Annotated in this window: 20 protein-coding genes and 1 riboswitch; of the genes, 8 read left to right on the forward strand and 12 right to left on the reverse strand. The window is 69.4% G+C overall.

Annotation, left to right across the window (positions count from 1 at the left end; all coding sequences use genetic code 11):
• Positions 1 to 49: 49 nt before the first annotated feature.
• The 3 genes from A5680_RS26455 to A5680_RS07875 form a co-directional block, all read right to left on the reverse strand.
• Positions 50 to 181 carry a hypothetical protein gene (locus tag A5680_RS26455; RefSeq protein ID WP_255353617.1) on the reverse strand — a complete coding sequence of 44 codons (132 nt, stop codon included), beginning with the start codon at positions 179 to 181 and terminating at the stop codon, positions 50 to 52.
• Between the two features lie 251 nt (positions 182 to 432).
• Positions 433 to 1,902, reverse strand: coding sequence for an aldehyde dehydrogenase (locus A5680_RS07870; RefSeq protein WP_055404532.1), 1,470 nt, complete (start codon positions 1,900 to 1,902; stop codon positions 433 to 435).
• 45 nt (positions 1,903 to 1,947) lie between these two features.
• Complete coding sequence (locus tag A5680_RS07875) at positions 1,948 to 2,727, reverse strand: class I SAM-dependent methyltransferase (RefSeq protein ID WP_067817951.1); 780 nt, start codon at positions 2,725 to 2,727, stop codon at positions 1,948 to 1,950.
• A gap of 57 nt (positions 2,728 to 2,784) precedes the next feature.
• Here A5680_RS07875 and A5680_RS07880 point away from each other — a divergent pair, with 57 nt between their 5' ends.
• On the forward strand, positions 2,785 to 3,951 hold the full coding sequence (locus tag A5680_RS07880) for a glycosyltransferase family 4 protein (protein WP_067817954.1): 1,167 nt from the start codon (positions 2,785 to 2,787) through the stop codon (positions 3,949 to 3,951).
• On the opposite strand, the gene A5680_RS07885 is transcribed toward A5680_RS07880, so the two are convergent.
• Positions 3,931 to 5,625: a hypothetical protein gene (locus tag A5680_RS07885; RefSeq protein ID WP_067817957.1), complete on the reverse strand. Its 1,695-nt coding sequence runs from the start codon at positions 5,623 to 5,625 to the stop codon at positions 3,931 to 3,933. The two genes, A5680_RS07880 and A5680_RS07885, sit on opposite strands and share 21 nt — an antisense overlap.
• An 8-nt stretch (positions 5,626 to 5,633) precedes the next feature.
• Positions 5,634 to 6,908, reverse strand: a complete 1,275-nt coding sequence (locus A5680_RS07890) for a DUF3068 domain-containing protein (protein WP_197499741.1) — start codon at positions 6,906 to 6,908, stop codon at positions 5,634 to 5,636.
• A 147-nt stretch (positions 6,909 to 7,055) separates the two neighbouring features.
• On the opposite strand from A5680_RS07890, the gene A5680_RS07895 reads away from it, so the two are divergent.
• On the forward strand, positions 7,056 to 8,237 hold the full coding sequence (locus A5680_RS07895) for an acyltransferase (RefSeq protein ID WP_156675032.1): 1,182 nt from the start codon (positions 7,056 to 7,058) through the stop codon (positions 8,235 to 8,237).
• On the opposite strand, the gene A5680_RS07900 is transcribed toward A5680_RS07895, so the two are convergent.
• From A5680_RS07900 to A5680_RS07910, 3 genes are read right to left on the reverse strand one after another with little or no spacing between them, the layout of a single operon-like run.
• Positions 8,234 to 8,710, reverse strand: a complete 477-nt coding sequence (locus A5680_RS07900; protein ID WP_055404536.1) for a YbjN domain-containing protein — start codon at positions 8,708 to 8,710, stop codon at positions 8,234 to 8,236. The genes A5680_RS07895 and A5680_RS07900 overlap by 4 nt on opposite strands.
• A gap of 49 nt (positions 8,711 to 8,759) precedes the next feature.
• Entirely contained in the window at positions 8,760 to 10,241 is a 1,482-nt protein-coding gene (locus tag A5680_RS07905) for an AMP-binding protein (protein ID WP_067817963.1), read from the reverse strand.
• Entirely contained in the window at positions 10,234 to 11,214 is a 981-nt protein-coding gene (locus A5680_RS07910; RefSeq protein ID WP_067817966.1) for a phosphotriesterase, read from the reverse strand. Before A5680_RS07910 ends, A5680_RS07905 begins: the two co-directional genes overlap by 8 nt.
• Before the next feature lie 98 nt (positions 11,215 to 11,312).
• Here A5680_RS07910 and A5680_RS07915 point away from each other — a divergent pair, with 98 nt between their 5' ends.
• The 3 genes from A5680_RS07915 to A5680_RS07925 all read left to right on the forward strand — a co-directional run bounded on the left by A5680_RS07915 (position 11,313) and on the right by A5680_RS07925 (position 14,744).
• Positions 11,313 to 13,010 (forward strand): acyl-CoA dehydrogenase family protein, encoded by a 1,698-nt coding sequence (locus A5680_RS07915; RefSeq protein WP_067817968.1) that lies wholly within the window; start codon positions 11,313 to 11,315, stop codon positions 13,008 to 13,010.
• A gap of 103 nt (positions 13,011 to 13,113) precedes the next feature.
• Positions 13,114 to 13,806 (forward strand): TetR/AcrR family transcriptional regulator, encoded by a 693-nt coding sequence (locus A5680_RS07920; RefSeq protein ID WP_067817971.1) that lies wholly within the window; start codon positions 13,114 to 13,116, stop codon positions 13,804 to 13,806.
• Positions 13,803 to 14,744 carry a R2-like ligand-binding oxidase gene (locus tag A5680_RS07925; protein WP_067817974.1) on the forward strand — a complete coding sequence of 314 codons (942 nt, stop codon included), beginning with the start codon at positions 13,803 to 13,805 and terminating at the stop codon, positions 14,742 to 14,744. The genes A5680_RS07920 and A5680_RS07925 overlap by 4 nt, the downstream gene beginning before the upstream one ends.
• Here the strand turns inward: A5680_RS07925 and A5680_RS07930 are convergent, their stop codons facing one another.
• Entirely contained in the window at positions 14,745 to 16,163 is a 1,419-nt protein-coding gene (locus A5680_RS07930) for an NADP-dependent succinic semialdehyde dehydrogenase (RefSeq protein ID WP_055404542.1), read from the reverse strand. It abuts the gene before it with no gap.
• A gap of 79 nt (positions 16,164 to 16,242) precedes the next feature.
• On the opposite strand from A5680_RS07930, the gene A5680_RS07935 reads away from it, so the two are divergent.
• The 3 genes from A5680_RS07935 (at position 16,243) to A5680_RS07945 (ending at position 19,889) form a co-directional block, all read left to right on the forward strand.
• Positions 16,243 to 17,889: an acetolactate synthase large subunit gene (locus tag A5680_RS07935; RefSeq protein WP_067817977.1), complete on the forward strand. Its 1,647-nt coding sequence runs from the start codon at positions 16,243 to 16,245 to the stop codon at positions 17,887 to 17,889.
• Positions 17,890 to 17,976: 87 nt separating this feature from the next.
• Positions 17,977 to 18,429: a hypothetical protein gene (locus tag A5680_RS07940; RefSeq protein ID WP_156675033.1), complete on the forward strand. Its 453-nt coding sequence runs from the start codon at positions 17,977 to 17,979 to the stop codon at positions 18,427 to 18,429.
• Positions 18,430 to 18,521: 92 nt separating this feature from the next.
• Positions 18,522 to 19,889: an HNH endonuclease signature motif containing protein gene (locus A5680_RS07945; RefSeq protein ID WP_067817983.1), complete on the forward strand. Its 1,368-nt coding sequence runs from the start codon at positions 18,522 to 18,524 to the stop codon at positions 19,887 to 19,889.
• Here the strand turns inward: A5680_RS07945 and A5680_RS07950 are convergent, their stop codons facing one another.
• From A5680_RS07950 to A5680_RS07960, 3 genes are read right to left on the reverse strand one after another with little or no spacing between them, the layout of a single operon-like run.
• A complete protein-coding gene (locus A5680_RS07950) occupies positions 19,890 to 20,624 on the reverse strand; it encodes a class I SAM-dependent methyltransferase (protein ID WP_067818015.1) in 735 nt (244 codons plus the stop codon).
• A complete protein-coding gene (locus A5680_RS07955; protein ID WP_055405015.1) occupies positions 20,621 to 21,748 on the reverse strand; it encodes a homoserine O-acetyltransferase in 1,128 nt (375 codons plus the stop codon). The genes A5680_RS07950 and A5680_RS07955 overlap by 4 nt, the downstream gene beginning before the upstream one ends.
• A 10-nt stretch (positions 21,749 to 21,758) precedes the next feature.
• Complete coding sequence (locus tag A5680_RS07960; protein ID WP_067817986.1) at positions 21,759 to 23,117, reverse strand: bifunctional o-acetylhomoserine/o-acetylserine sulfhydrylase; 1,359 nt, start codon at positions 23,115 to 23,117, stop codon at positions 21,759 to 21,761.
• A gap of 38 nt (positions 23,118 to 23,155) precedes the next feature.
• Positions 23,156 to 23,276, reverse strand: a riboswitch (SAM riboswitch).
• Positions 23,277 to 23,368: the final 92 nt, after the last annotated feature.

Genomic DNA, 23,368 nt, shown 5'->3' on the forward strand with positions numbered 1-23,368 from the left:
TGCACTGCTTCGCTCGTGGTCGCCACTCTCGTGCCTCCCGTGGCTAACATCATGCAGCGTGAGAATGCCGAAGTGCCGGCCAATGCATGCTGCGCGGGTTAAAGCGGAAAGTCCGGCGCTTGAGGTCGGGCATCTCGCGGGTGAATTGATAGCCGCCGATGTTCAGCTCGATGATCCACATGTTCTCTCCCGGCCTTAGCGCCGCCCATGATTATGCTTAGAAGCATATAAGACATCGGTTTAGTAAGCAAATCTATTCCCTATGTAAGTGCTGAAGCACGGGAAATGTCCGCGCACGCCGTCTGGACGCACGGTTTACCAGAGCGTAACCGGCAGGTTTCTATGCTCTTTTGCATAATTTGAGCGCCGGCCGGGCCCGAAACGCCGAGCGTGCACCCACTGCGCAGGTGGGTGCACGCTCCGCGCCGGGCGTCAGCCCTCGATCGTGTGGCCCATCGGCATGAGGACGCTCTTCTGCTGGGTGAAGTGCTCCACGCCCTCGGGGCCGTTCTCGCGGCCGATGCCGGAGTTCTTGTAGCCGCCGAACGGGCAACACGGGTCGAAGGCATACCAGTTGATCCCGTAGGTCCCCGTGCGGATCTTCTCCGAGACCTCGATGCCGCGCTGGATGTCGGTCGTCCACACGCTGCCGGCCAGGCCGTACACCGAGTCGTTGGCAATCTTGATCGCGTCCTCCTCGGTGTCGTAGGGGATGATGCTCAGCACCGGCCCAAAGATCTCCTCCTGGGCGATCGTCATCTTGTTGTCGACGTCGGCGAAAACCGTTGGCTGCACGAAGAATCCACCGTCCAGGCCCTCGGGACGGCCGCCGCCGCACACCAGCCGCGCGCCCTCCTCGATGCCCTTGGCGATGTAGCCCTCGACCCGGGCGCGCTGCTTCTCCGAGATCAGCGAACCGACCTGGGCGGCCGGGTCGGACGGCAGGCCCACCGGCAGCGCCTGCACGAAAGCGCTTACCGCGTCCACGATCTCGTCGTAGCGCGAGCGCGGGGCCAGGATACGGGTCTGCGCCACGCAGGCCTGACCGGTGTTCATGATCCCGGAGAACACCAGCATCGGGATGGCGGAGGGCAGGTCGACGTCGTCGAGCACGATGGCCGCCGACTTCCCGCCGAGCTCCAGGGTGCACGGCTTGAGCATCTCCGCGGCGCGGCGGCCGATCTCCTTGCCGACGGCCGAGCTCCCGGTGAAGGAGAACAGGTCGACGTTCGGGTTGGAGGTCAGCGCCTGCCCGGTCTCGATCCCGCCGGGCACCACCGACAGCACGCCCTCCGGCAGGCCGGCCTCGGCGAAGGCCTCCGCCAAAGCGTTTGCGGACAGCGGGGTTTCGGCGGCCGGTTTGAGCACCACCGTGCAGCCGGCCAGCAGCGCCGGGCCCAGCTTGTTGACGGCCAGGAACAGCGGCACATTCCACGCGACGATCGCCCCCACCACGCCGATGGGCTCGCGGTGCACGATGCTCTGCCCGTACCCGCCGGTGCGAATCTCTTTCCACTTGACCTGGTCGACCGCGGGGCCGGCGAAGAAGTTCAGCGCCCCGATCGAGCTCATCCAGTGCATCGTTTCGATGCCGGTGGGCGGCTGGCCGGTCTCGGCCGCGAGCAGCTGGGTGAACGTGTCCTTGCGCTCCTCCATCAACTTGAGCGCGTTGGCGATCACGGCCGCCCGCTCCTTGGGCGGGGTGGTGGGCCAGGGGCCGTTGTCGAAGGCGGCGCGGGCCGCGGCGACGGCGGCGTCGACGTCGGCGGCCGCCGCCAGCGGCACCTTGCCGACGTACTCGCCGGTGGCCGGGCAGCGCACCTCGATCACCTCGTCGGTCGACGGCTCGGTCCACTTGCCGCCGATGAAAAGCTTGTCGTATTCGGTCTTAACCTCGGTCATGCGCGCCACCCTACCCAAGCCGACGCGAAACGAGAACACGTTTCACTATTGGGGTTGCAGGACCAGCACCAGATTGCTCACCCCGAACTCGCGCAGCACCGGCACGCGCGTCAGCCACCACGCCCATCGGGGGTGGTAGCGGGGAAATGCGGCCACCGCCGCCCCGGTGCTCGCGGCCCACGTCAGGCCGTCGGCCGCGGACACGGCGAACAACGACGACCCGTAGTTGTTTTTGGCCGGGCGCCCGTGTTTGCGGGCGTACCGCTCGGCGGCGCGGGCGCCGCCGAGGTAGTGGGTCAGGCCCATCTCGTGCCCGCCGAACGGGCCCAACCAGACGGTGTAGGAGAGCACGGCCAGGCCGCCGGGCTTGGTCACCCGCAGCATCTCGGCGCCGAGCTGCCACGGCCGCGGCACGTGCTCGGCGACGTTGGACGACAGGCAGATGTCCACCGAATCGTCGGCGAACGGCAGCGCCATGCCCGAGGCGCGCACGAAGTTCCCGGGACCCCCGGCGGTCGGCGGGCCGGCCGCGTGCATCTCGCTCGGGTCGGGTTCGACGCCGACATAGCGGATCCCGGCGTCGGCGAAGGCGGCCGAGAAGTAGCCGGGCCCGCCGCCGACGTCGAGCAGGGTGCGGCCCGCCCCCGGCTCGCCGCGCGCGCCCAGCCACAGGTCGCTCACCATCGCGGCGGTGTCGGCCGCCAGCGCCCCGTAGAACCGGGCCGGGTCCGACTGCTCGAAGCGGAATTCGGAGAGCAGTCGCAGGGCGCGGGCCAGGGTCGCCCGCCGTGCGAAGACTTGGGTCGGATGCCGGGTCGCGGCCACCGGCCAACCCTACGCAGCCCCGAGGCCACACTCACCCGCAAGCTAGGCTGACCAGTGATGTCCGATCTGCGCTCCGTGCTCCTGCTGTGCTGGCGCGATACCGGCCATCCCCAGGGCGGCGGCAGCGAGGCCTACTTGCAGCGCATCGGCGCGCAGCTGGCCGCGTCGGGCATCGCCGTCACGCTGCGCACCGCCCGATACCCGGGCGCGCCCCGCCGTGAGGTGGTCGACGGCGTCCGGATCGACCGCGCCGGCGGCCGTTACTCCGTCTACGTCTGGGCCCTGCTTGCGATGGCCGCGGCGCGGCTGGGGCTCGGACCGCTGCGCCGGGTGCGGCCCGACGTCGTCGTCGACACCCAGAACGGCCTGCCGTTCCTCGCCCGGCTGGTGTACGGCCGGCGGGTGGTGGTGCTGGTGCACCACTGCCACCGCGAGCAGTGGCCGGTGGCCGGGCCGGTGCTCGGCCGGCTCGGCTGGTTCGTCGAGTCGACGCTGTCGCCGCGGCTGAACCGGCGCAACCAGTACGTCACGGTGTCGCTGCCGTCGGCGCGCGACCTGGTGACCCTCGGCGTCGACAACGCGCGAATCGCGGTGGTGCGCAACGGCCTCGACGAGGCGCCGGCGCGATCGCTGTCCGGCCCGCGCGCCGCCGCGCCGCGGGTGGTGGTGCTGTCGCGGCTGGTGCCGCACAAGCAGATCGAGGACGCGCTGGAGGCCGTCGCGCAGCTGCGGCCGCGCATCCCGGGTCTGCACCTCGACATCGTCGGCGACGGCTGGTGGCGCCAGCGGCTGGTGGACCACGTCCGCCGGCTCGGCATCTCCGACGCGGTGACGTTCCACGGCCACGTCGACGACGTGACCAAACACCATGTGCTGCAAAGCTCTTGGGTGCAGCTGCTGCCCTCGCGCAAGGAGGGCTGGGGCCTCGCGGTCGTCGAGGCGGCCCAGCACCGGGTGCCGACCATCGGCTACCGCTCCTCGGGCGGCCTATCCGACTCGATCGTCGACGAGGTGACCGGCATCTTGGTCGACACCCACGCCGAGCTGGTGGATCGCCTCGAGGAGCTGCTGTCCGACCCGGTGCTGCGCGACCAACTCGGCGCCAAGGCGCACACCCGCAGCGGGGAATTCTCGTGGCGGCAAAGCGCCGATGCGATGCGCACCGTCCTCGAGGCGGTGCGGGCGGACCACCCGGTGAGCGGCCTAGTCAGCGGCCGGGGCTGACCGGCGCCGCCACGCGCCGACCGCCGCGCCGGCACCTCCCGCCAGCAGCGCGGCCAGCCACGCCAGATGCGCGATCAGCGTCACCGTCCGGGCGCCGGCGGAGACCGTGGCCGCCTCACCGCCGATGCGATAGAGCGCGAGCCCGTCGTCGCGGTGGACCGGCGTGAGCGCGGCGAGGGTGCGGGCCGACGCCCCCATGTCGCCGGCGGAGTCCGACTCCACGACCAGCCACGCCACCCCGGCCGGGGCCAGGGCGGCCGGCTCCGGCCCGGCCAGTAGCAACTGCTGCACCGCGCGGGCGCGATTGCCCTCGCCCGGGATGACGGTCCCCGAGATCACCAGGTCGCCGGTGCTCAGCACGTCGGCGCGCACCCAGCGCGGCAGCGGGTCCAACACCGGCGCGCGGCCCGACCAGGTGTAGAGCCGCATGGTGCCGGCCGGCAACACCGCCACCGGCCCGGGCCGCTCGTTGATCGCGGCGGCCACCGCGGCCCACCCGCTCGGATACCGCACCGGCGACAGCTGGCCCCACACGCCCCAGGCCAGGTCCGGCAGCGTGACGACCAGGGCGAGGCAGCACACCGGCGCCACGACAGCCGGCCACACCCACCGGCGCAGCGTCACCACCGCGCCCGACCCCGCCAGCGCGTAGCCCGGCGCGGCCAGCGCCACCCACTTCTGCCCGTCCCGCAACACCCCGAACGCCGGTGTGGCGTCGACCAACGCGCCCAGCAGGTGCAAACCCGGGCCGGTCGCCAGCGCGGCCGGTACCAGCACGGCCGCCGCCGCCAACACCAGCAGCGGTCGCACCGCCGGGCGGCGCACCGCGGTCGGCAGCCCGGCCGCCACCACGCCCAGCAGCACGACGGCCGACGCCACCGCGAACGACGTGGTCCGCGAGATCGGCACGGCCTCGCCGTTCCAGATGCCACCGAGGCTGGCCAAGGTGCCCAGCGTGCCCAGACCCGGCTCCGCGCGCGGCGCGAACGCCGTCACCCCGAGCGTGTTCGCCGCCGTGTGGGAGGCCAGCGACGCGCCGAGGGCCGACGCGGTGAGCCACGGCAGCGCGGCCACCAGCGCGGCGGCCGACGCCGCCGCGGCGCACAGCGGCCGGGACCGGCCCGACCCCGGGACGGCCACGCACACCAGCCCGACGGTCGCGGCGAGCAGCAGACCGGTCGGCGTCAGCCCGGCCAGCGCGATCCAGAACACCAGCCCGAAGAACGAGGACGACGACGCCCGCAGCCGCAACATCGCCGCCGCGACCCACGGCAGGCAGCCGTAGCCGAGCAGCAGGCTCCAGTGACCCTGCAGCAGCCGCTCGGCGACGTAGGGGTTCCAGATCGCCAGGGTGCTGGCGACGAGCTCCCCGGGCGCGCCCGCGTCGGGCAGCGCCGTCGCGACCAGCCGGGCCGCACCCCACCCCGCGAGCCACAGCCCCAGCACGAGCAGCGCCTTGACCACCACGCCGCCGTCCAGCACGTGCGAGGCGAGCGCCACCGCGAAGTCCTGCGGCGTGGCCCGCGGCGCCGCCGTCAAACCCAGCGCGGTGTCGGAGACGTACGAGCGCGGCGTGGAAACGGCGTCGCGCAGCAGCAGGTAACCGGGCTTGAGCAGCGGCCCGACCACCAGCAGCGCCAGGACCAACGCGTAACCGGGCCGGGTCCAGCGCACGCGGCGGGCTACTCCCGTTCGGGTGGGCCGGTGGGCTCGGCCGGCGGACCCGCATCGGGCGGCTCGTCGGCTCCCAGCGCGGGCGCCTCGGGATCATCGCGCGAAGCGGGGCGCTGGGTGGGCAGCTTTTCGGTCTCGGCCTCGGCGCCGGGCACCGGCTCCTCGAGCCCGCTGCGGCCGAAGAAGTCCTGATCACCGCGGTCCAGGCCGGGGTCGGTCAGCGCGCTCTCGGTGCGCAGGCTGAACGAGGCGAGCAGGCCGCCGCCGACGAGGGCGATCAGGCCGACCGCGGTGAAGGTGATCGGCAGTACCCGCGACCACAGCGACAGCCGGTCGCGTTCGTCGCGGGCGGCGTTCACCTGCGACTCGACAGTGTCCTGGTTGGAGGTGACCTTGTAGTCGGCCAGCGTCAGCTCCGGCTTGAGCGGATCGCGGGCGAAGTAGTGGTTGGCGTGTTCGGTCTGCTTGACGATGGTGCCGGACACGGGGTCCACCCAGAACGTGCGCTGCGCCGCGTAGTAGCGGGTCATGGTGATCTGCTCGTTCGGGTCACCGCCCTGGACGCCCCACATCGACGCGGACGTGGTCTGCTTGGCGTCCTCGTTGCCGGCCAGCAGCGACGGGTACGCCACGGGGGCCACCAGCTTGCCGTCGGCGTTGTAGCCGATGTTCTGGGTGAACTTGTAGGTCGTCAGTCCGTTGACGTCCTCTTGGCTGTCGTAGTTGACGTCGAAGGGCTTCTGCGCGATCGGGTCGAAGTAGGGGTACGTCTTCTTCTCGGTGTGGAACGGGAACCGGTAGGCCAGGCCGTCGTGGCGCAGCGGCATCGCGGTGGGCGGGTTCTCGTCGTTGAAGGCGCGCGGCTTCTGGACCGAGCCGCCGGCGTGGGTGTCGTCGGAGACGGCCATCGCCGTCTTGCGGTTGAGCGTCACGGTGTCGACGATCGCGAGCAGCAGGCCGCTGTCCTTCTGCTTGTCGGTGCGCCGCACCGAGCTTCCGACCTGCAGCGTGACGACGTCGGCGTTCGCGGGGGACTCGACGCTGACCTGCTGCTGGGACACCAGCGGCACGTTCTGGTTGACGACGACGTGATCGGTCGACAGCGACGCGGAGTCGAGGGCGGTTCCGGTGCCGTCGCTGACCAGCGTGGTGTCGAGGTTCAGCGGGATCTTGGTGATCCTGCTGGTGGTGTATGTCGACAACAGCAGCGCGGCGATCAGCAGGGCGGCTCCGAGTCCGATGATCCCGCATGCGGCGAACCGCAACATGACTGCTCGGTTCACGTGGCCGTGCCCTCCTAGTGCTCTCGTGCGTCGTCAGCCGCAAACCCGTTTGACCCTAACAGCAGAACGTAAGGCCCCGGCTTACGAACCTGTTGCCGCCGCCCCGCGGGTGCTTCGGGTGTACCCATTCGTTCGCAAACGCATCAGATGCAGACTGTGGGGGTGACGGATGGCCAGCGGGCGGGCGGGACCCGCAGCTTCCTGCCCGCGGTGGAGGGGATGCGCGCCTGCGCGGCCATGGGCGTGGTGGTCACCCACGTCGCGTTCCAGACCGGGCACTCCAGCGGGGTCACCGGGAGGCTCTTCGGCCGCTTCGACCTCGCGGTCGCGGTGTTCTTCGCGCTGTCCGGTTTCCTGTTGTGGCGCGGCCACGCCGCGGCGGCACGAGGCCTGGGAGCGCGGCCCCGCACGGGCCACTACTTGCGGTCCCGGGTGGTGCGCATCATGCCGGCCTATCTGGTGGCGGTGGTGGTCATCCTGTCGCTGCTGCCCGACGCGGATCGCGCCAGCCCGACGGTGTGGTTGGCCAACCTGACCCTCACCCAGATCTACGTGCCCCTCACCCTGACCGGCGGGCTGACCCAGATGTGGAGCCTTTCCGTCGAGGTCAGCTTCTACCTGGCCCTGCCGGTCCTGGCGTTGCTGGCGCGGCGCCTGCCGGTCGGTGCGCGGGTGCCGGCGATCGCCGGGCTGGGGGCGCTGAGCTGGTTGTGGGGCTGGGTGCCCATCCATTCCGCGTCGGGCACCAACCCGCTCAACTGGCCGCCCGCGTTCTTCTCCTGGTTCGCCGCGGGCATGCTGCTGGCGGAATGGGTGCACAGCCCGGTCGGCACACCGCACCGGTGGGCCCGGCGGCGGGTGTCGATGGCCGTCGTCGCCCTGCTGGCCTACCTGCTGGCGGCCTCCCCCCTGGCCGGCCCGGAGGGCCTGATCCCCGGCACCGCAACGCAGTTCGCGGTCAAGACGGCGGCGGGCTCGCTGTTGGCGTTCGCGCTGGTCGCCCCCCTGGTGCTGGACCGCGTCGACACTTCGCATCGGCTGCTGGGCAGCACCGTCATGGTGACGCTGGGGCGGTGGTCCTACGGCCTGTTCGTGTGGCACCTGGCCGCGCTGGCCATGGTGTTCCCGGTGCTCGGCACGTTCGCGTTCACCGGCCGGATGCCCGCGGTGCTGGCGCTGACGCTGATCTTCGGGTGGGCGATCGCCGCCGTCAGCTACGGCCTGGTCGAGTCGCCCTGCCGGGAAGCGTTGCGGCGCTGGGAGAAACGCGAGGCGCCGGCCGAGAGCCGCGGCGCCGTGGACGCCGAGGCGGACGCGATCGCGCCCTAGCCGGTGCGGTCCATCCACTCTTCCAGCGTGTCCGCGGACGGCAGACAGACGGCCCGGTCGATCTTCTCGAACAGGTCGGCCCCGTATTCGACGGTGGACCGGATGAGGCCGCCCAGCGCCTCGACGTGGATGCCGTCGGACAGCAGGTAGGCGTTCTCGCCGACGACGCTGACCTGGCTGGGCCGGGCCGTCTCGCGCACAAACGCCTTGGGCCAATGGGTTTCGCGATTCCAGTCGTTCACCAGCTCCATCAGCCGCGGCCGCTCGGTGGCGGGGTAGTAGCCGGCGGGGCTGACCGAGATCTCGAAGACGTCGCGCCGCAAACCGTTGATCCGCAGGTTCACGTGCAGCTTGCCGCGCTCGTAGCTGGGCAGCATCATGAACTCCTCGCCGTCGTCGCTGCGGAAGAATCGCAACTGACGCGATTGCAGATAGCGTTCGATCAGCTCCGTGCTCAGGGGTTCGATCTGCATGGGCCCGATGATGGGGCCGCGGGCTTGGAAGATTCTTGGTGCGTTGGGGTCAGGCCGGCTCGGTGGCCTGCAGGCGCGCCATGATCTCGGCGCGCACCGCCGACCGCCGGGCCTTGCCGGCGTCGTCGCGCAACGGGGCGTCGACGAATTCGACGAACGCCGGCACCTTGTATCCCGCGATGCGTTCGCGCAGGAACTCCCGCACGCCCGCGGCGTCCAGCGCGGCGCCGTCGGCCGTGTGCACCAGCGCGTAGGGCACCTGGCCGAGGTCGCCGGAGTTCGGGTCGGGCACGCCGACCACGAGGCAGGACAGCACGTCGGGGTGCGCGGACAACGCGTTCTCGATCTCGGCGGGGTAGACGTTGCGCCCGCCCACGGTGAACATGTCCACCCGCCGGTCCGACAGATACAGGAAGCCGTCGGCGTCGAAATGGCCAAGATCGCCAAGGGAATCCCAGCCGTCGCGGGACTTGGCCGTGGCGCCGACGTAGCGGTAGGTGGGCCCGCTGCCCGGGCCGGGCCGCATGTAGATCTCGCCGACCACGCCGGGCGGACACGGGTTGCCGTCGTCGTCGAGCACCCGCATCTCCCCGGCGACCACGACGCCGACCGAGCCGCGGTGGCTCAGCCACTGGTCGCCGGAGATGAACGTGAGCGCCTGTAATTCGGTGCCGCCGTACAGTTCCCAGACGGCCTCGGGACCGAGCAGGTCGATCCAGGCCTGCTTGACCGCGGGCGGGCACGGCGCCCCCATGTGCCAGAACCGGCGGATCGACGAGAGGTCGTAGGACCCGGGGTCGGCGTGGTAGACCGGCAGCGTCCGCTGCATGATCGTCGGTACCGTCGTCAGGAACGTGACGCGATGGTCGGTGATCAGCCGCAGGAACTGCCCCGGGTCGAAGCGGCTCATCACGACGAGGTGATGCCGCATCAGCAGCGCGATGGTCGCGGTGGTGAAGCCGGTGTTGTGGGACAACGGGATCGGCACCAGGGTCGTGTCGCCCTCTTGCGCGCCCAGCGGATAGCCGATGGCGGCCGGTATCCGGGTGTCGCCCGCCGATTCGATCAGCTTCGGGCGGCCGGTGCTGCCGCCGGACCCCATCGCCTTCCACACGGGCGAGACCGCCTCCGGCAGCGCGGCGTCGGAGTATTCCGGGCCGGGCATGAAACCCACTGGCACGCTGGGCATTTCGGGGCTTTCGCGGCCCACCAGCAGGGCGGACGGCCGCAACTCGAGCAGGCCGGCCAGCTCGGCGTCCGGCAGCCGCGCCGACAGCGGCTGGGGCACCGCGCCCAGCTTCCAGCACGCCACCGCCGCCTGGATCCACTCGACGGAGTTGGGCAGCACGATCGTCACGTAGTCGCCGACCCCGACGCCCCGCTCGGCGTAGGCGCGCGCCAGCCGGTTCGTCGAGGCGTCGAGTTCGGCGCGGGTGAGGGTCAGCCCGTCGCAGGTGACGGCGGGTTCGTCGGGCGCGAGTGCGGCCAGCGCCGCGATCTGGGTGCCGATCGGCGGGATCGGCTCACTCATATGCGCCCTGCCGCTCGAAGATACGGCGGGGGTTGTCGACGAGCATGGTCTTCAGCTGCTCGTCGGTGACGCCGCGCTCCTTGAGCGCGGGGATGACGTCGTTGTGGATGTGCAGGTAATGCCAATTCGGCGCGGCCACCGCCAGCAGGTCCTCGGGTATCGCATCGAAGTAGCAGTTCGCGTCGTGGGACAGCACCATCTTGTCGGCATGCCCACGCTCGCACATCTGCGCCACGGTGTTGACCCGGTCCTCGAACGGCAGGTACACGTCGATGCCGAATCGGTCCATCCCGATGTAGGAGCCGGCGGCGATGAGTTCCTCGAGGTAGCCGAGGTCGGTGGTGTCGCCGGAATGGCCGATGACCACGCGGCTCAGGTCGACGCCCTCCTCTTCGAAGATGCGTTGCTGCTCGAGCCCGCGCCGCAGCCCCGCGTGGGTGTGGGTGGAGATCGGCACCCCGGTGCGCTTGTGCGCCTGCGCGACGGCGCGCAGCACCCGCTCGACGCCGGGCGTGACGCCGGGCTCGTCGGTGGCGCATTTGAGGATCCCGGCCTTGACGCCGGTGTCGGCGATGCCCTCCTCGATGTCGCGGACGAACATGTCGGTCATGATCTCGGGGCCGTCGAGTGGTGCCCCGGGGCCCAGGTAGTGGAAACAGAACGGCACATCGTTGTACGTGTAAAGACCGGTCGCCACAACGATATTCAGCTCGGTGGCCGCTGCGACGCGCGCGATGCGCGGAATGTAGCGGCCCAGCCCGATCACGGTCAGGTCGACGATGGTGTCGACCCCGCGGGACTTGAGTTCGTTGAGCCGGTCGATGGCGTCGGCCACCCGGCGTTCCTCGTCGCCCCAGGCTTCGGGGTAGTTCTGGGCGATCTCGGTGGTCATGATGAACACGTGCTCGTGCATGAGCGTCACGCCGAGGTCGGCGGTATCGATGGGGCCGCGGGCGGTATTGAGTTCTGACACGTGACTGATGCTAGGTCGACTCGGTGGTCGCACAACAGGGCCGGACAGTTTTGTCCGGTGCGTTCCGGCGGCGGCGCCGGTGCAGTACCGTCCACGCCATGTTGCTCAATCCCAACCACTTGCAACGCCGCTACCCGGATCGCCGTTCGGGGGAGATCATGGCCGCGACGGTGGACTTCTTCGAGTCGCGCGGCAAGGCGCGGCTGAAGGAGGACGACCACAACCGGGTCTGGTACTCGGAATTTCTGGACCACGTCGGACGCGAGCGCATCTTCGCGTCCCTGCTGACGCCGTCCGAGTACGGCGCTGACGATTGCCGCTGGGACACCTACCGAATCAGCGAGTTCGCCGAGATCGTGGGCTTCTACGGGCTGAGCTACTGGTATCCCTTCCAGGTCACCGCGCTGGGCCTGGGCCCGATCTGGATGAGCCCCAACGAGGAGGCGAAGCGCAAGGCCGCCGCGGAGCTGGAAGCCGGCGAGGTGTTCGCCTTCGGGCTGTCGGAGCAGACCCACGGCGCCGACGTCTACCAGACCGACATGATCCTGACGCCGTCCGAACACGGCTGGACGGCGAGCGGCGAGAAGTACTACATCGGCAACGCCAACGTCGCGCGGATGGTGTCGACGTTCGGCAAGATCGCCGGCACCGACGAATACGTATTCTTCGCCGCCGACTCGCAGCACGACCGGTACGAGCTCATCAAGAACGTGGTGAACTCGCAGAACTTCGTGGCCAACTACGCGCTGCGCGACTACCCGGTCACCGAGGCCGACATCCTGCACCGCGGCCCCGAGGCGTTCCACGCCGCGCTGAACACCGTCAACGTCTGCAAGTACAACCTGGGCTGGGGCGCGGTCGGCATGTGCACCCACGCCATGTACGAGGCGGTCACCCACGCCTCCAACCGGGTGCTGTACGGCACCGTGGTCACCGACTTCAGCCACGTGCGGCGGCTGCTCACCGACGCCTACCTGCGCCTGGTCGCGATGCGGTTGGTGTGCACCCGGGCCTGTGACTACATGCGCAGCGCGTCGGCGGACGACCGCCGCTACCTGCTGTACAGCCCGCTCACCAAGGCGAAGGTCACCAGCGAGGGGGAGCGGGTGGTCATCGCGCTGTGGGACGTCATCGCCGCCAAGGGGGTGGAGAAGGACACCTTCTTCGAGGCCGTCACCCGCGAAATCGGTTTGCTGCCAAGGCTTGAGGGCACCGTACACATCAACATCGGGCTGCTGGCGAAGTTCATGCCCAACTTCCTGTTCGCCCCGAGTGGCGACCTGCCTTTGATCGGCCGCCGCGATGACGCGGCCGATGACGCGTTCCTGTTCGCGCAGGGGCCGACCGGCGGGCTTGGCAAGGTGCGCTTCCACGACTGGCGCGCGCCGTTCGACGCCTTCGCCCATCTACCCAATGTCGCGCTGCTGCGCCAGCAGATCGACGTCCTCGCCGAGATGCTGGCCAGCGCCACCCCTGACGCCGCCCAGCAGAAGGACGTCGACTTCGCGTTCGCGGTCGGCCAGTTGTTCGCGACGGTGCCCTACGCGCAGCTGATCCTCGAGGAGGCCGCGCTCTCGGACGTCGACGAGGCGTTGATCGACGCGATCTTCGCCGTGCTGGTGCGCGACTTCAACGGCTACGCCGTGGAGCTGAGCGACAAGCCCACGACCACGGACGACCAGGCCCGCTTCGCGACGCGGATGATCCGCCGCCCCGCCCACGACCCGGCGCGCTACGCCCAGATCTGGAAGGAGTACATCCTTCCCCTCAACGGCGCGTACCAAATGCGGCCCTGATTCGTGGGGCGAGCGTGCGGCAGGGCGCACTGGGCAACAACCCCTTGACTGTGACGCAGCTCACCGTAGTATGACCAGTGGTCATCGAGGTTAGGGGGCCGCATTGCCAACGGTGACTTGGGCGCGGGTCGACCCCGCTCGTCGCGCGGCGATCATCGAAGCCGCGGAAAACGAATTCGGGGCGCACGGGTTCTCCCGCGGCAGCCTCAACGTCATCGCGCGCAGGGCCGGCGTCGCCAAGGGCAGCCTCTTCCAATACTTCGCGGACAAGCGCGACCTGTACGCGTTCATCGCCGACATCGCCAGCCAGCGAGTCCGGGCCTACATGGAGGACCGCATCCGCGAGCTGGACCCGAGCCGGCCGTTCTTCGACTTCCTCACTGACTGGCTCGACGCGTGGGTGGCCTACTTCGCCGACCACCCGCACGAGCGCGCGCTGCACGCCGCGGCGACCCTGGAGGTCGACACCGAGGCGCGCGTCAGCGTGCAAAACGTCATCCACCGCCACTACCTGGAAGTCATGCGGCCGCTGGTGCGCGACGCGCAGGTCCGCGGCGACCTGCGCGCCGATTCGGACACCGACGCGCTGTTGTCGTTGCTGCTCTTGGTCTTTCCGCACCTGGCGCTCGCGCCATACATGCGCGGATTGGATCCGATTCTCGGGCTCGACGAACCCACGCCGGAGCAACCGGCGCTGGCCGTGCGCCGGCTCGTCGGGGTTCTGGCGGCCGCCTTCTCGGCGGCACCGCGCCCGCCCGTCCACTCAGGCCCACAACAATCCGAGGAGATCTCATGACACGCACACACACGAACTCGATGGTTCGAGGGGGCCTGAACTGGGACAGCCTGCCGCTGCGGCTGTTCGCCGGCGGCAACGCCAAGTTCTGGAACCCGGCCGACATCGACTTCTCCCGCGACCGCGCCGACTGGGAGCAGCTGACCGACGACGAGCGCCACTACGCCATCCGGCTCTGCGCCGAGTTCATCGCCGGCGAGGAAGCGGTGACCGAAGACATTCAGCCGTTCATGTCCGCGATGCGGGTCGAGGGCCGGCTGGGCGACGAGATGTACCTGACGCAGTTCGCGTTCGAGGAGGCCAAGCACGTCCAGGTGTTCCGGATGTGGCTCGACGCCGTCGGCGTCACCGACGACCTGCACGAGTACCTCGACGACATCCCCACCTACCGGACGATCTTCTACGAGGAACTCCCCGACTGCCTTAACGCCCTTTCGGTCGACCCGTCACCGGCCGCCCAGGTTCGCGCGTCGGTCACCTACAACCACATGGTCGAGGGCATGCTCGCCCTCACGGGCTACTTCGGCTGGCACAAGATCTGCGTGGAGCGCGGCATCCTGCCCGGCATGCAAGAGCTGGTCCGCCGCATCGGCGACGACGAGCGGCGCCACATGGCATGGGGCACCTTCACCTGCCGCCGCCACGTCGCGGCCGACGATGCCAACTGGGGCGTCTTCGAAACCCGGATGAACGAGCTCATGCCGCTGGGGCTGCGCCTCATCGAGGAGGGCTTCTCCCTCTACGACCCGATGCCGTTTGGCCTGTCGGTGGACGAGTTCATGCAGTACGCGGCCGACAAGGGCATGCGGCGCTTCGGCACCATCTCCAGCGCCCGCGGGCGGCCGCTGGAAGAGATCGACCTCGACTACTCGCCGCTGCAGCTCGAGGACACCTTCGCCGACGAGGACGAGAAGGCCCTGGCCGCCGCGTCGGCCTAGCTACTCGACCTTGCTGCCGCCGGCGGCGTCGCCGGCATCGATGTCGCCGACCCAGACGGTCTTGGCGTTCACGAACGCCCGGATGCCCAGTCCCGCGAGTTCGCGGCCGTAGCCGGATCGTTTGACGCCACCGAAGCCCAGCTCGGGGTAGGACACCGTCATGCCGTTGATGAAGACCTGGCCGGCTTCGATGTCGTCGATGAAGCGCTGCTGCTCGGCCTCGTCGTTGGTCCAGGCGTTGGACCCCAGCCCGAACGTGGTGGCGTTGGCGATCTCGATGGCCTCGTCGATGCTCTCGGCCCGGTACATCGACGCGACGGGCCCGAAGACCTCTTCGGTGTAGAGCGCCATGTCCTTGGTGATGTCGGTGACCACCGTCGGCGGGTAGAACCACCCCGGCCCGTCGATGGGCTTGCCGCCGAGGCGGATCGTGGCGCCCGCCGCGGCCGCTTCGTCGACCTGCTTGACGATGTCGTCGCGGCCCGACTCGGTGGCCAGCGGGCCGACGTCGGTGTCCGGGTCGGTCGGGTCACCCACCTTGAGCGCCTGCATCTTCTCGGTGAATTTGTCGACGAACGCGTCGTAGATGTCGGTGTGGATGATGAACCGCTTGGCGGCGATACAGGACTGGCCGTTGTTCTGGACGCGCGCGGTGACCGCGGTCTTGGCGGCCTCGTCCAGGTTCGCCGACGGCATCACGATGAACGGGTCGCTGCCGCCGAGCTCGAGCACAGTTGGCTTGATCTCGTCACCGGCGATGGCCGCGACCGACTGGCCCGCCGGCTCGCTGCCGGTGAGGGTGGCGGCCGCGACCCGGGGGTCGCGCAGGATGCGCTCGACGGCGCTGGACGAGACCAGCAGCGTCTGGAAGCAGCCGTCCGGGAAGCCGCCGCGGGCGATGACGTCGGCCAGGTAGAGCGCGGACTGCGGCACGTTCGACGCGTGCTTGAGGATACCGACGTTGCCGGCCATCAGCGCCGGCGCGGCGAACCGGACGGCCTGCCACAGCGGGAAGTTCCACGGCATGATGGCGAGCACCACCCCGAGCGGTTGGTAGCGGGTGTAGGCCCGTTTTGCGCCCACCGCCTTGGCGTCGGCGGGCTCGTCGGCCAGCAGTTGCTCGGCGTTCTCGGCGTAGTAGCGAAAACCCTTGGCGCACTTGAGCGCCTCGGCCTTGGCCGACTTCAACGTCTTGCCCATTTCCAGGGTCATCATCGCGGCGACGTCGTCGGCCTCCTTCTCCAATAGGTCGGCGGTCGCGTTTGCCCACGCCGCCCGCTGGGCAAAGGTGGTGTTATGGCGGTAGTCCTGGAACCGGGCGTACGCGCGGGCGATGGCCGCGTCGACTTCTTCGTCGGTTGCCGGGGTGAAGGTTTTTACTGTCTCGCCGGTAGCCGGGTTGATGGTGGCGATGGGCACGCTGACATCCTTCGCGTTGGGGTTGGTAAAAGGTCCAACACCCAGCCTGCCACTATCGTTCCCTCAAGGGAGGTGCCGGATGAGTAAAGCCGCCGAGCTGATGGTCAAGTGCCTGGAAAACGAGGGTGTTTCCGTGGTCTTCGGCCTGCCGGGGGAGGAGAACATCCGCTTCGTGCAGGCGCTGGCTTCGTCGAGCATCCGCTACGTGCTCACCCGGCACGAGCAGGCCGCGGCCTTCATGGCCGAGATGTACGGGCGGGTCACCGGGCGGGCGGCGGTGGTGTCGAGCACGCTGGGACCCGGCGCGATCAACATGCAACTCGGCGTGGCCGACGCCACGACCAACAGCACCCCGCTGGTCGCGATCTCCGCGCAGGTGGGCCACGACCGCGAGTTCAAGGAGTCCCACCAGTACGTCGACCTGGTGTCGATGTTCGCGCCAATCACCCGGTGGGCGGCCGGGGTCCCCACCGCGCGCGCCATCCCGGAGATGTTCCGCAAGGCGTTCAAGGTCTCCGAGACCGAGCGCCCGGCCGCGGTCTATCTCGCCGTGCCCGAGCACATCGACGCCGACGAGACCGACTACGACCTCACGCCGTTGCCGCGCAACGTCGTTCGGGCCGATGCACCCGCGCCCGGTCAAGTCGAGCGCGCGGTCGACATCCTGCGTAAGGCCAAGCGGCCGGTGGTGCTGGCCGGGCACGGCGCCGCCCGCGGCAACGCCACCGCGGCCCTGGTCCGGTTCTCCGAGGAATTCGGCATCCCCGTGGCCAACACCTTCCACGGCAAGGGCGTGATGCCCGACGACCACCCCAACAGCATCGGGACGCTGGGGTTCATGCGGCACGACTATGTCAACTTCGGCTTTGACAACGCCGACGTGGTCATCACCGTCGGCTACGAGCTGCAGGAGTTCGACCCGGTGCGGATCAACCCGCAGGCGGACAAGAAGATCATCCACATCCATCGTTTTCCGGCCGAGGTCGACGCGCATTACTCGGTGGACGTCGGCATCATCGGCGACATCGGCGCCTCGTTGGATGCGCTGAGGGACGGGCTGGACGGCCACGCCTACGAGGCCGATCCCGAGGTGCCCGGACACGGCCTGCTGGCCGAGGAATTCGCTCGCGGGCAACAGGATTCGCGCTATCCGCTGGCGCCGGCGCGGGTGGTGGCCGACACGCGCGAGGCGCTGGGCCGCAGCGACGTCGTCCTCGTCGACACCGGAGCCACCAAGATGTGGATGGCGCGACTGTATCCGACGTACGAGTGCAACACGTGCCTGGTGTCAAATGGCCTGTCCACTATGGGTTTTGCGCTGCCGGGTGCGCTGGGTGTCAAGCTGGCGCGCCCGGATTCGAAGGTGCTGGCGGTGGTCGGTGACGGTGCGTTCCTGATGAACTCGCAGGAGATCGAGACCGCCGTGCGGGAGCGGATACCGCTGGTCGTGCTGATCTGGGAGGACGGCGGATACGGCCTGATCGAGTGGAAGATGGACCTCGAGCTCGGCGCGCACTACTACGTCAAGTTCGGCAACCCGGATGTGGTCAAGTATGCGGAAAGCTTTGGCGCCAAGGGGTATCGGATCTCTCATGCGGACGAGCTGCTGCCGACGCTGCGCGCGGCCTTGGCGGATGACGGCGTCTCGGTGATCGCCTGCCCGGTCGACTACTCGGAGAACCTGCGGCTGACCGATCGGCTCGGCGAGCTGGACGAGACGCTGTAGTTCACGGCGAGGGTCTTAAGTCCTCACCTGAAAGGACGGGCCCGAAGGCCCTAGCGAAGCTGTTGTCCGGCGCGGAGCCTGAAGTCCGTGTCGAGGCACGTTCGAAAGCGCTCGGGTGCCGCCTCTGTTCTGGCGGTCGTCCTGGTGGCCGTGGGGACACCCGGGACGGCGAGCGCGGTCTACCCCGGCGTTCCGGAGTGGTATTCGCAGGCCGAAGTGCACCTGGCGAATACGACCAAGTTCATGCAGGCGGCGGTCGAGGCAATCGAAGCCAACGACGTCAACGCCCTGAAGTCCGCATGTTCGGCGGTGCACGACGAACAGACGATCGGCCTGCAGGCCCATCTGCCCACGCCGGACCCGGCGTTGACTGCTGCCCTGCAGTCCCAGATCAATGACTTCCATACCGCGACGCACCTTTGCATGTCATTGGGACCTAACAGCACCCCGGAGGATCTGGATCGAGCGGACTCGTTCGTGCACCAGGCAATTGAGGACCTGCGGACGGTCAACGACGTCTTGGTTGACGATCTCAGTTGAGGGCCGGAAGTATCCAAAGTTTTTGCGCGAGTGTGTATCTGTGGCGATTTTCGGGTGCATTTTTGTCGGTGGGGGTCGCTAGGTTCGAGGGTATGAGTCCAAGCGGTCATCCAGACGTCGACGCGGTGTTCGACGATCTCGATGCCGTCTTGGCCCGTGTCCGCGCACTGCCGGTGGATGCTTTGAACGTTCACCAACAGCTGGCGATGCTGGAACGCTGCGAAAAAGTACGCCGGCAGCTGCCGGCCCTCGAGCATCCGGTGATCAACACCCTGGGCCGGCAGGCCACCGCCGAGGAGTTGGGTGGCAGCCTGCCGCACGCGATCGCCGAGGCGACGCTGATCAGCCGGGCCGAGGCGTCGAGGCGGGTGAAAGAGGCCGTCGAGTTGGGGCCGCGGCACGGGCTGACCGGCGAACCGTTAGCCCCGATCCTGCCCGCGACGGCCGCCGCCCAACGCGACGGCGCCCTGGGCACCGGGCAGGTGGGGGTGATCCGCCGGTTCTTTCACCAGTTACCCGCCGCGGTGGATGCACCCACCCGGGCGGCCGTGGAGGTCGACCTCGTCAGGTATGGAACGCAGTATCGGCCCGAGCAATTGGCGGGGCTGGCCGAGCATGTCGCCGATTGCCTCAACCCCGACGGCACCTACAGCGACGCCGAGCGCGCCCGCCGCCGCGGCCTCACCCTGGGCAAGCAGGGCCCTGATGGCATGTCGGAGCTGCGCGGGCTGCTCACCCCCGAGCTGCGGGCCACCCTCGAGGCGGTGCTGGCCAAGCTGGCCGCGCCGGGCATGTGCAACCCGCTCGACGACACGCCGTGCGTGGACGGCACCCCGAGTCAGCAGGCCATCGATCACGATGGGCGCAGCGCCGCCCAACGCAACCACGATGGGCTCACCGCGGGGCTGCGCGCGCTGTTGGCCTCGGGAAAACTCGGCCAGCACAACGGGTTACCGGCCTCCATCATCATCACCACCACCCTGCAGGAACTGCAGACCGCCGCCGGGCACGGGCGCACCGGTGGGGGCACCCGCCTGCCGATCAGCGACGTGATCCGGCTGGCCCGCCACGCCCATCACTACCTGGCCATCTTCGACAACGACGCCACACCCCTGGCGCTGTATCACACCAAACGCCTCGCCAACCCCGGCCAACGGATCGTGCTCTACGCCAAGGACCGCGGCTGCACCGCCCCGGGCTGCACCGTGCCCGGCTACCTGTCCGAAGTCCACCACGTCACCGACTACGCCCGCAGCCGCCGCACCGACATCAACGACCTCACCTTCCCCTGCGGACCCCATCACCGCCTACTCACACCCGCCGGCTGGCGCACCCGCAAAAACACCCAAGGCGACACCGTCTGGATTCCCCCACCCCACCTCGACAGGGGCCAGCCCAGAACCAACACCTTCCACCACCCCGAGAAACTGCTCGGGAATGACGATGATGACGCGCCGTAATTACCCGGCCAGCGTCGCCCGGATGCACACGGTGACGTAGGGCAGTGCCAGGCCGGTCGAATTCGCCAGCGCCGGGTGGGTGGCGAGCAACTCGCGCACCTGGTCCAGGGTCCTGGTGCGGACCTCGGTCGGCGAGGTGATGCAGTAGCTGCGCGATGCGACCAGGTCGATCAGGGCTTGGGGCGTAAGGTAATTCGTCCACTCGACCTGGTGGCGCTCCGGTGAGGTGAACGATTCGGACAGCGTGACGTCGAAGCGGCCGCGGTCACCGTCGGAGCCGATGATCTCGCCCAGCTCCCGCACCCAGCCCAGCCGCTCGTCGCGCGTGTTCCACACCAGACCCAGCCGGCCGCCCGGCCGCAACACGCGGGCCACCTCGGGAATGGCGCGTTCGGGATCCACCCAATGCCACGCCTGTGCGACCAGCACGACGTCGACGCTGTTGTCCGGCAACGGAATTCCCTCGGCGGTGCCAAGCAGCGCCCGGGTCTCCGGCAGCGAGCTGCGCAACACCTCCAGCATGTCGGGGATCGGGTCGACGGCCACCACGTCCAGCCCGCGTTCCACCAGCCGGGTGGTCAGCTTTCCGGTGCCGGCACCCAGGTCCAGCACCTGGCGCGCGCCGCGCGGCAGTAGCCAGTCGATCGCCTCCGGGGGATAAGAGGGGCGTCCCCGCTCATAGGCAGCGGCCGCCGAGCCGAACGACAAAGAGCGGTCCTGCCCGGAGCGCGTCACCGCCGGCACGCGCCTTCACTCTCAGCTAGGTCGAGCGTCTCGCGAATCAGCTCGCCGACCGCCTCGGACTCCACCAAGAAGCCGTCGTGCCCGCAGATGGACTCGACGACCTGCAGTCCGCTACAGCCCGGCAGCAGCTCGGCGAGCTCCTCCTGCAACCGCAGCGGATAAAGCCGGTCGGACGTGATGCCGCCTACCACCGCCGGCACCGGGCAACCGCGGAGCGCCTTGCGCACCCCTCCGCGGCCGCGGCCCACGTCATGGCTGTTCAGCGACTCGGTCAGGGCCACGTAGCTGCCTGCGTCGAAGCGGGCCAACAGCTTGTCGCCCTGATGCTCGAGGTAGCTCTGCACCGCGTAGCGGCTGTCCCCGCCGCCCTGCTTGTCGTTGCCGAAGCGGGTGTCGAGCTCCGCTTCGCCGCGATAGGTCAGGTGGGCGAAGCGGCGGGCGATGGCCAGGCCGGTGTCCGGTGTGCGGCCGGTGTCGTGGTAGTCGCCGCCCTGCCAGTCCGGGTCGGCCTTGATGGCCGCGATCTGCGTGGTCTGCGTGCCGATTTGGTCCGCGGTCGCGCGCGCGCCGACCGCCAGCAGCAGCCCCGCCCGCACCCGACTGGGGTGCCCGACCATCCATTCCAAAGCCCGTGCGCCGCCCATGGAACCACCAACAACCGCGGCGACCTCATTGATTCCCAGCGCGGCCAGCGCGGCGATGTCGGCCTCCACCTGGTCGCGCACGGTGATCATCGGAAACCTTGAGCCCCAGGGCTTTCCATCGCGGGCCAGCGAGCTGGGGCCGGTGGAGCCGCGGCAACCGCCCAGCACGTTGGTGGCGACGGCGCACCAGCGGTCGGTATCGATGGGCGCGCCCGGGCCGGCGACCCCGTCCCACCAGCCACCGGTGGGATGCCCCGGCCCGGCGGGACCGGTGATGTGCGAGTCACCGGTGAGCGCGTGCAGCACCACCACCACGTTGTCGCGGGTCGGCGACAGCTCGCCCCAGCGCTGCACGGCGATGCACACATCGTCGATCACCGCGCCGCCCTCGGTCCTCAGCGAGCCGATGTGGACCAGGCCGATCTCGCCTTCGGCCGGCAGCGTCTGGGTTCCGACGTCGGAGATCGTCATGGCCGGCCCCTCAGAACGCCGCCACGGCTTGCGGGTCGGCCGCCTCGGCGCCGAACTTGCGCGCCGCGGCGAAGCCCAACTCCAGGTCGGCCAGGATGTCGTCGACGCCCTCGATGCCGACGGCCAGCCGCACCAGGCCGGGCGTCACGCCGGTCGCCAGCTGCTCGGCGGCGCTCAGCTGGGCGTGCGTGGTCGACGCGGGGTGGATCACCAGCGATCGCACGTCGCCGATGTTGGCGACGTGGCTGTGCAGCTTGAGCGCGTTCACGAACGCCTTGCCGGCCTCGACGCCGCCGGCCAGCTCGAAGGCCAGCACCGCGCCGGTTCCCTTGGGCGCCAGCTTCTTCCCGCGCTCGTGCCACGGCGAGCTGGGCAGCCCGGCGTAGTTCACCGACACAACGCCGTCGTGGCCCTCGAGGAATTCGGCGACCCGCTGCGCGTTGGCGACGTGGCGTTCCATCCGCAGGCTCAGCGTTTCGATGCCCTGGGCGACCAGGAACGCGTTGAACGGGGAGGCGGCCGAACCCAGGTCGCGCAGCAGCTGCACGCGCGCCTTGAGCGCGTACGCCGGCGGCCCGAGCTCGGCGAACACCACGCCGTGGTAGCTCGGGTCGGGTGTGGTGAATCCGGGGAAACGGCCCTGCGTCCAGTCGAAGGTGCCGCCGTCGACGATGACGCCGGCGATCGCCGACCCGTGCCCGCCCAGGTACTTGGTGGCCGAGTGCACCACGACGTCGGCGCCGTGCTCGAACGGCCGGATCAGGTACGGCGTGGCGATGGTGTTGTCGACGATCAGCGGTATCCCGTTGGCGTGGGCGACGCCGGCGACCCCGGGGATGTCCAGCAGGTCGATCTGCGGGTTGGAGATGGTCTCGCCGAAGAACGCCTTGGTGTTCGGGCGCACCGCGGCCTGCCAGGAATCCAGGTCGTCGGGGTCGTCGACGAAGCTGACCTCGATGCCGAGCTTGGCCAGCGAGTAGTGGAACAGGTTGTAGGTGCCGCCGTAGAGCCGCGGGCTGGACACGATGTGATCTCCGGCACACGCGAGGTTGAGTATGGCGAAGGTCTCAGCGGCCTGCCCGGAGCTGAGGAACAGCGCTGCCACGCCGCCCTCGAGCGCGGCGATCCGCTGCTCGACGACGTCGGTGGTGGGGTTGCCGATCCGGGTGTAGATGTTGCCCGGCACCTCCAGCCCGAACAGGGCGGCGGCGTGCGAGGTGTCGTCGAACGTGTAGGACGTGGTCTGGTAGATCGGCAGGGCGCGGGCGTTGGTGGCCGGGTCCGGCCGCTGGCCCGCGTGCACCTGCTTGGTGTCGAACGACCAGTGGGCGCTCGGATCGGTGTCGTCGCTGTTGGTGGCATCGCTCATGGAAGCTTCCCTGTCTGGCTCAGGGGCCCGTCATGGCGGACCCGCGCTTGCCGGATAGCCGGTGCTTGGCTACTCAACCTGGTCATCACCCGGGGCACCCCACCGCGGTTGGAGGGTTGCCGGCCAGCAAGCCGGGGCTTGATGCTGGCGCTCATGACCAATACGGAGACTATCTTACTGTGCCGACTGTGTGCCAATGGCAGGTCGACACCTGCCCAAACGCCCTTGATAACGTGGCAGGAAGAACGCTG

The organism is Mycobacterium sp. E2989 (genome assembly GCF_001667595.1).
GTDB lineage: Bacteria > Actinomycetota > Actinomycetes > Mycobacteriales > Mycobacteriaceae > Mycobacterium.